The sequence below is a fragment of the Streptomyces sp. NPDC006487 genome (assembly GCF_042870555.1).
Lineage (GTDB): Bacteria > Actinomycetota > Actinomycetes > Streptomycetales > Streptomycetaceae > Streptomyces.
In genome coordinates this window covers 1-5,767 of sequence record NZ_JBIAHN010000045.1, presented here as the reverse complement: position 1 = coordinate 5,767, position 5,767 = coordinate 1, and the positions used below count along the sequence as shown (strand labels likewise).

The window sequence follows — 5,767 nt, the reverse complement described above, 5'->3', positions numbered from 1 at the left end:
AGCGCGGGACAGGCCAACTACTCGGCGGCCAACGCCTACCTCGACGCTCTCGCCGAGCACCGCCACCACCTGGGCCTGCCCGCCCTCTCCCTGGCCTGGGGCCTGTGGGCCGAGACGCACACCGCCGGCATGGGGGCCACCCTCAACGATGCAGACCTCGCCCGGATGGCGCGCACCGGCATCTCCGCGATCACCCCCGAGCAGGGTCTCGCCCTGCTGGACGCGGCCCTGACACACGCCGATGCGACCCTCGTCCCCGTCCCCATCGACACCTCCGCACCGCGGGACCCTGCGCGTCCGGTGACGCCGCTGCTGCGCGGACTGGTCCGCGTCCCGCAGCCCCGTAGCGTCTCCCGCACGGCAGTGACGCCGCGCGGCGAGTCCGGGCTGCGGGACCGACTCCTCGCGCTGCCCGCCGAGGAGCGGTCCCCGGCCGTGCTGGACCTCGTCCTCACCCACGTGGCCGGCGTGCTCGGCCACGGCGACGCCCAGTCGCTGGACGCGGGACGGGCCTTCCGCGATCTGGGCTTCGACTCCCTCAGCGCCACCGAGCTGCGCAACGCGCTCAACACCGCCACGGGACTGCGCCTGTCCGCGACGCTGGTCTTCGATCACCCCAACCCGGGAGCGCTGGTCACCCACCTGCTCCGCGAACTGCTCGGCGAAGGTGCCGAGTCCGCGCAGGCCACGCCCACCGTCGCCCCGTCCTCCGGAGACTCCGCCGAGGACCCGATCGTGATCGTGGGCATGAGCTGCCGCTACCCGGGCGGGGTGGAATCCCCCGAAGACCTGTGGCGGCTCGTCGGGTCCGGCGGGGACGGCATCACCCCCTTCCCCGAGGACCGCGGCTGGGACACCGAGAACCTCTACCACCCGGACCCCGACCACCGGGGCACCTCGTACGCCCGTGAGGGCGGATTCCTGCACACCGCCGCCGACTTCGACCCGGCCTTCTTCGGGATCTCCCCGCGCGAGGCCCTCGTCATGGACCCGCAGCAGCGGCTGCTGCTGCAGACGTCCTGGGAGGCGTTGGAGCGGGCCGGCATCGATCCGCTGTCCCTGCGCGGCTCCCGCACCGGCGTCTACACCGGCCTGATGTACCGCGACTACCTCAGCCGCCTGCCCGTACTCCCCGAGGAGCTCGAAGGTTTCCGCGGTACCGGCGCCTCGGGCAGCGTCGCCTCCGGCCGCGTCTCGTACACCTTCGGGTTCGAAGGCCCCGCGATGACGGTCGATACCGCTTGCTCGTCCTCGCTCGTCACCCTGCACCTCGCCGCCCAGGCGCTACGCCGCGGCGAGTGCACCCTGGCCCTGGCCGGGGGTGCCACGGTGATGGCTTCCCCGACTGCCCTCATCGACTTCAGCCGTCAGCGCGGTCTGGCCATGGACGGGCGGTGCAAGTCGTTCTCCGATGACGCCGACGGCACGGGCTGGGGCGAGGGCGTGGGCATGCTGCTCCTGGAGAAGCTGTCGGATGCCCGTCGTAACGGGCACCGGGTCCTGGCGGTCGTACGGGGCTCCGCCGTCAACCAGGACGGTGCGAGCAACGGTCTCACCGCTCCCAACGGCCCTTCGCAGCAGCGGGTCATTCGCGCGGCGCTCGCCGATGCGGGTCTGTCCGCCGCGGAGGTGGACGCGGTGGAGGCGCACGGCACGGGTACCCGGCTCGGTGACCCGATCGAGGCCCAGGCCGTGCTGGCGACGTACGGGCAGGAGCGGACGGAGGACCGCCCGCTGTACCTGGGTTCCCTGAAGTCCAACATCGGGCACACGCAGGCGGCTGCCGGGGTCGGCGGGATCATCAAGATGGTCCAGGCGATCGAGCACGGGCTGCTGCCCCGGACCCTGCACGTGAGTGAGCCGTCCTCGCGCATCGACTGGTCGGCGGGGGCGGTGGAACTGCTCACCGAGGCACGGGAGTGGCCGGAGACCGGCCGGCCGCGCCGCGCAGCCGTCTCCTCCTTCGGCATCAGCGGAACCAACGCCCACGTCATCCTCGAACAAGCACCCGCAGAGGAAAGCCAGGACACGGCCTCCGAGCGGAACGGCGTTGACGCGCTGGTCCCGTGGACCCTCACGGCGAAGTCTCAGGCCGCGCTGCGCGACCAGGCACAGCGGCTCATGGATCACCTGCGCGCGCACCCCGAGCTGGACGCGGTGGACGTCGCCTACTCGCTGCTCGCCACCCGCTCCTCCTTCGACCACCGGGCCGTGGTGCTCGGCCGGCAACACGAGGACTTCCTCGCCGGCCTTGCCGCGGTCACGGCGGGCGAGGTGGTCGCGGGCTCCGTGCAGCACTCCGATGACGCGGGCCTGCAGGCGTTCTTGTTCACGGGTCAGGGGTCGCAGCGGGTCGGGATGGGGCGTGAGTTGTATGACGCGTTCCCGGTCTTCGCGTCGTCTTTTGATGCGGTGTGTGAGGCTGTCGACCCGTTCCTGGGTGGGTCGTTGAAGCAGGACGTCTTCGATGGTGCGGATGGTGTTCTTGATCGCACGGAGCTGACGCAGCCGGCGGTCTTCGCTCTCGAGGTGGCGCTGTTCCGGCTCCTGGAGTCGTGGGGTGTGCGCCCTGATGTCCTGGCGGGGCATTCGATCGGTGAGATCGCCGCCGCCCACGTGGCTGATGTGCTTTCCCTGACCGACGCCGCACGGCTCGTCGTGGCGCGAGGCGCGTTGATGCAGGCTCTGCCCGCGGGTGGAGGCATGGTCGCGGTGGCCGCCTCGGAAGAGGACATCACGCCGCTGCTCGTGGGCCGTGAGGACCTGTTGAGCCTGGGCGCGGTCAACGGGCCTCAGTCCGTGGTCCTTTCCGGCGCCGACTCCGCGTTGGCGGAGGTTGTGGCCATCCTCGAAGAGCGGGGCGTCAAGACCCGTCGTCTGAAGGTCAGTCACGCTTTCCACTCGCCGTTGATGGACCCGATGCTCGACGAGTTCCGCACGGTCGTGGAAAGCCTGACCTTCGGAAAGCCCGGTCTGCCAGTGATTTCAACCGTTACGGGTGAGCTGATCCCCGGTGAGGAGTTCGCTTCCGCCGAGTACTGGATTCGTCACGTCCGTCAGACCGTCCGTTTCCACGACGCCGTACGAGCCCTGGAGGCCCACGGCGCGACCCGCTTCATCGAGGTCGGCCCCGACGCCACCCTCACCGCCCTGGCCAAGTCCTGCGCCTCCGAGGGCGTGACCCTCGTACCGACGCTCCGCCGCGGCCGCCCCGAGACGCAGACGCTCACCAGTGCCGTGACCGGTCTGCTCGCCCAGGGCATCCCGCTGGACGAGGCGTCCGGGGCCCGCAAGGTGGAGCTCCCCACCTACCCCTTCCAGAACCGGCGCTACTGGCTGGACGCCCCCCGGCCGACGGCTGCCACAGGCGAACCGGCGTCCGTACTGCCCCAGGAGGAGCCCGAGCCGGAGCAGGCGGCCGACCCGTCGCTACTGACCGGGCTCACCGCCGAAGCGGCCGGACGCCGGCTCACCGGCATCGTCCGCCGCATCGCGGCGCACGTCTTCGGACATGACGCACCCGGGGACATCGACATGACACAAAGCTTCAAGGACTTGGGAATCGACTCGCTCACCGCGATAGAACTGCGAGACCGGCTGGTCACGGCCACCGGCCTCAGGCTGCCGCCCACCCTGATGTTCGACTGCCCCACTCCGGCCGACCTGATCGCCAGGCTCGGAGAGGAGGTGGAGGTGGCCGCGAGTGCCTCCGTGGCCCCGGCCTCCGTGAACGGGGAGATCGACCGCCTGGAGCGGCTGCTCGCCTCCGCCGAGGCCGCCACGACGGAGCAGGAAGAGATCGGCAAGCGGCTGCGCGCACTCCTCGCGTCCTGGAACGACAGGATCGCCCGCACGTCCGGGCCTGCGGACGACGACGCCGATCTCACCGAGGTCTCCGCCGAAGACCTCTTCGAACTTCTCGACGCGGAACTGGAGATGCCGTGACCAACGACGAAAAGCTTCTCGACTATCTGAAGCGCGCCACCGCCGACCTGCGCGAGACCAAGCGCCAGCTGCGCGAGGTGGAGGACAAGAACCGGGAGCCGATCGCCATCATCGGCATGAGCTGCCGGCTGCCCGGCGGCGTGACCTCCCCGGACGAGCTGTGGCAGCTGGTCACCGAGGAGCGGGATGCCATCGGCGGTTTCCCCGTGAACCGCGGCTGGCAGCTGGACGACGGCGAATCGGTGACCCACCAGGGCGGTTTCCTCTACGACGCCCCGGAGTTCGACGCCGACTTCTTCGGCATCTCCCCCCGCGAGGCCCTGGCCATGGACTCCCAGCAGCGTCTCCTCCTGGAGACGGCCTGGGAGGCGTTCGAGCACGCCGGAATCAGTCCGTCGGCCGTCCGCGGCACACCTGTCGGCGTGTTCACCGGGGTCAACTCGCACGGCTACGCCTCCAACGTGGCCGAACCCCCCGAGGGGGTCGGCGGCTACCTTTCCACCGGCGTCTCCGGAAGCGTCGCCTCCGGGCGCGTGGCCTACTTCATGGGCCTCGAAGGGCCCGCCGTCACCCTGGACACGGCCTGCTCCTCCTCGCTGGTCGCCGTGCACCTCGCGGTGCAGGCGCTGCGGCGCGGCGAGTGCGAGATGGCGCTGGCGGGCGGCGTGACGATCATGTCGACACCCGGTGCCTTCGTGGAGTTCAGCAAGCAGGGTGCCCTCTCGGGCGACGGCCGCTCGAAGTCGTTCGCGGCCGCCGCCGACGGCACCGGCTGGGGCGAGGGGGTCACCACCCTGCTCGTCGAGAAGCTCTCCGACGCCCGGCGCAACGGCCACGAGGTGCTCGCGGTGATCCGCGGTACGGCCGTCAACCAGGACGGAGCCACCAACGGCCTCACCGCCCCCAGCGGCAAGGCGCAGCAGCGGGTCATCCGGGCCGCGCTCGCCGATGCCCGCCTCGAACCGCGGGACGTGGACGCGGTCGAGGCGCACGGTACGGGCACCCGGCTGGGTGACCCGATCGAGGCGCAGGCCCTCCTGGCGACCTACGGCCAGGGCCGGTCCGAGGGCCAGCCCCTCTACCTGGGCTCCCTGAAGTCGAACATCGGGCACACGATGGCGGCCGCCGGGACCGCCGGCATCATCAAGATGGTGCAGGCCCTGCGGCAGTCGACCCTGCCCAAGTCCCTCCACATCGACTCTCCTTCCCCGCACATCGACTGGTCGGCGGGCTCTGTCGAGCTGCTCACCGAGGCACGCGACTGGCCCGAGAACGAGCACCCCCGCCGGGCCGGCGTCTCCTCCTTCGGCATGAGCGGCACCAATGCGCACGTGGTCCTGGAGCAGGCACCCGATGAGGTCGTCACGGCGGAGGACGCCTCGGCGGGAGACGGTGCCGCGGAGGACCGAGGCACGGAAGACCGGGCCGCGGGGGGCGCACGATCGGCGACGGTTTCCACCGGGCCCGTCCCGTGGACGCTCTCCGGCCGCACCGCCGCCGCCCTGCGCGCCCAGGCGGAGCGGCTGCTCGCCCACCTCGACCGCAATCCCGGACTGGATCCGGCCGACGTCGGCCACTCGCTGGCCACCGGCCGTGCCCAGTTGGCGCACCGGGCGGTGCTGATCGCGGCCGACACGGGGGAGTTCGCCGTCCTGCTCAAGGAGCTCGCCCTCGGTGAGGGGGCACCCGGCCTCGTGCAGGGGGTCGCCTCCGAGACCGCGGGAAAGCCCGTGTTCGTGTTTCCGGGGCAGGGGTCGCAGTGGGTGGGGATGGCGGTGGGTCTGCTCGACCGGTCACCCGTCTTCCGTGACAGCATCGAGGC

The 5,767-nt window shown here is 71.3% G+C and carries 2 protein-coding genes; both read left to right on the top strand.

Going from position 1 to position 5,767, the window contains the following annotated elements; all coding sequences use genetic code 11:
- Nucleotides 1-3,945: beta-ketoacyl synthase N-terminal-like domain-containing protein (locus ACFYM0_RS37825; protein ID WP_388510269.1), on the top strand; the 3,945-nt coding region annotated here is incomplete at its 5' end.
- A partial coding sequence (locus tag ACFYM0_RS37820; RefSeq protein ID WP_388510266.1) for a type I polyketide synthase occupies nt 3,942-5,767 on the top strand: 1,826 nt, incomplete at its 3' end. The genes ACFYM0_RS37825 and ACFYM0_RS37820, both read left to right, overlap by 4 nt.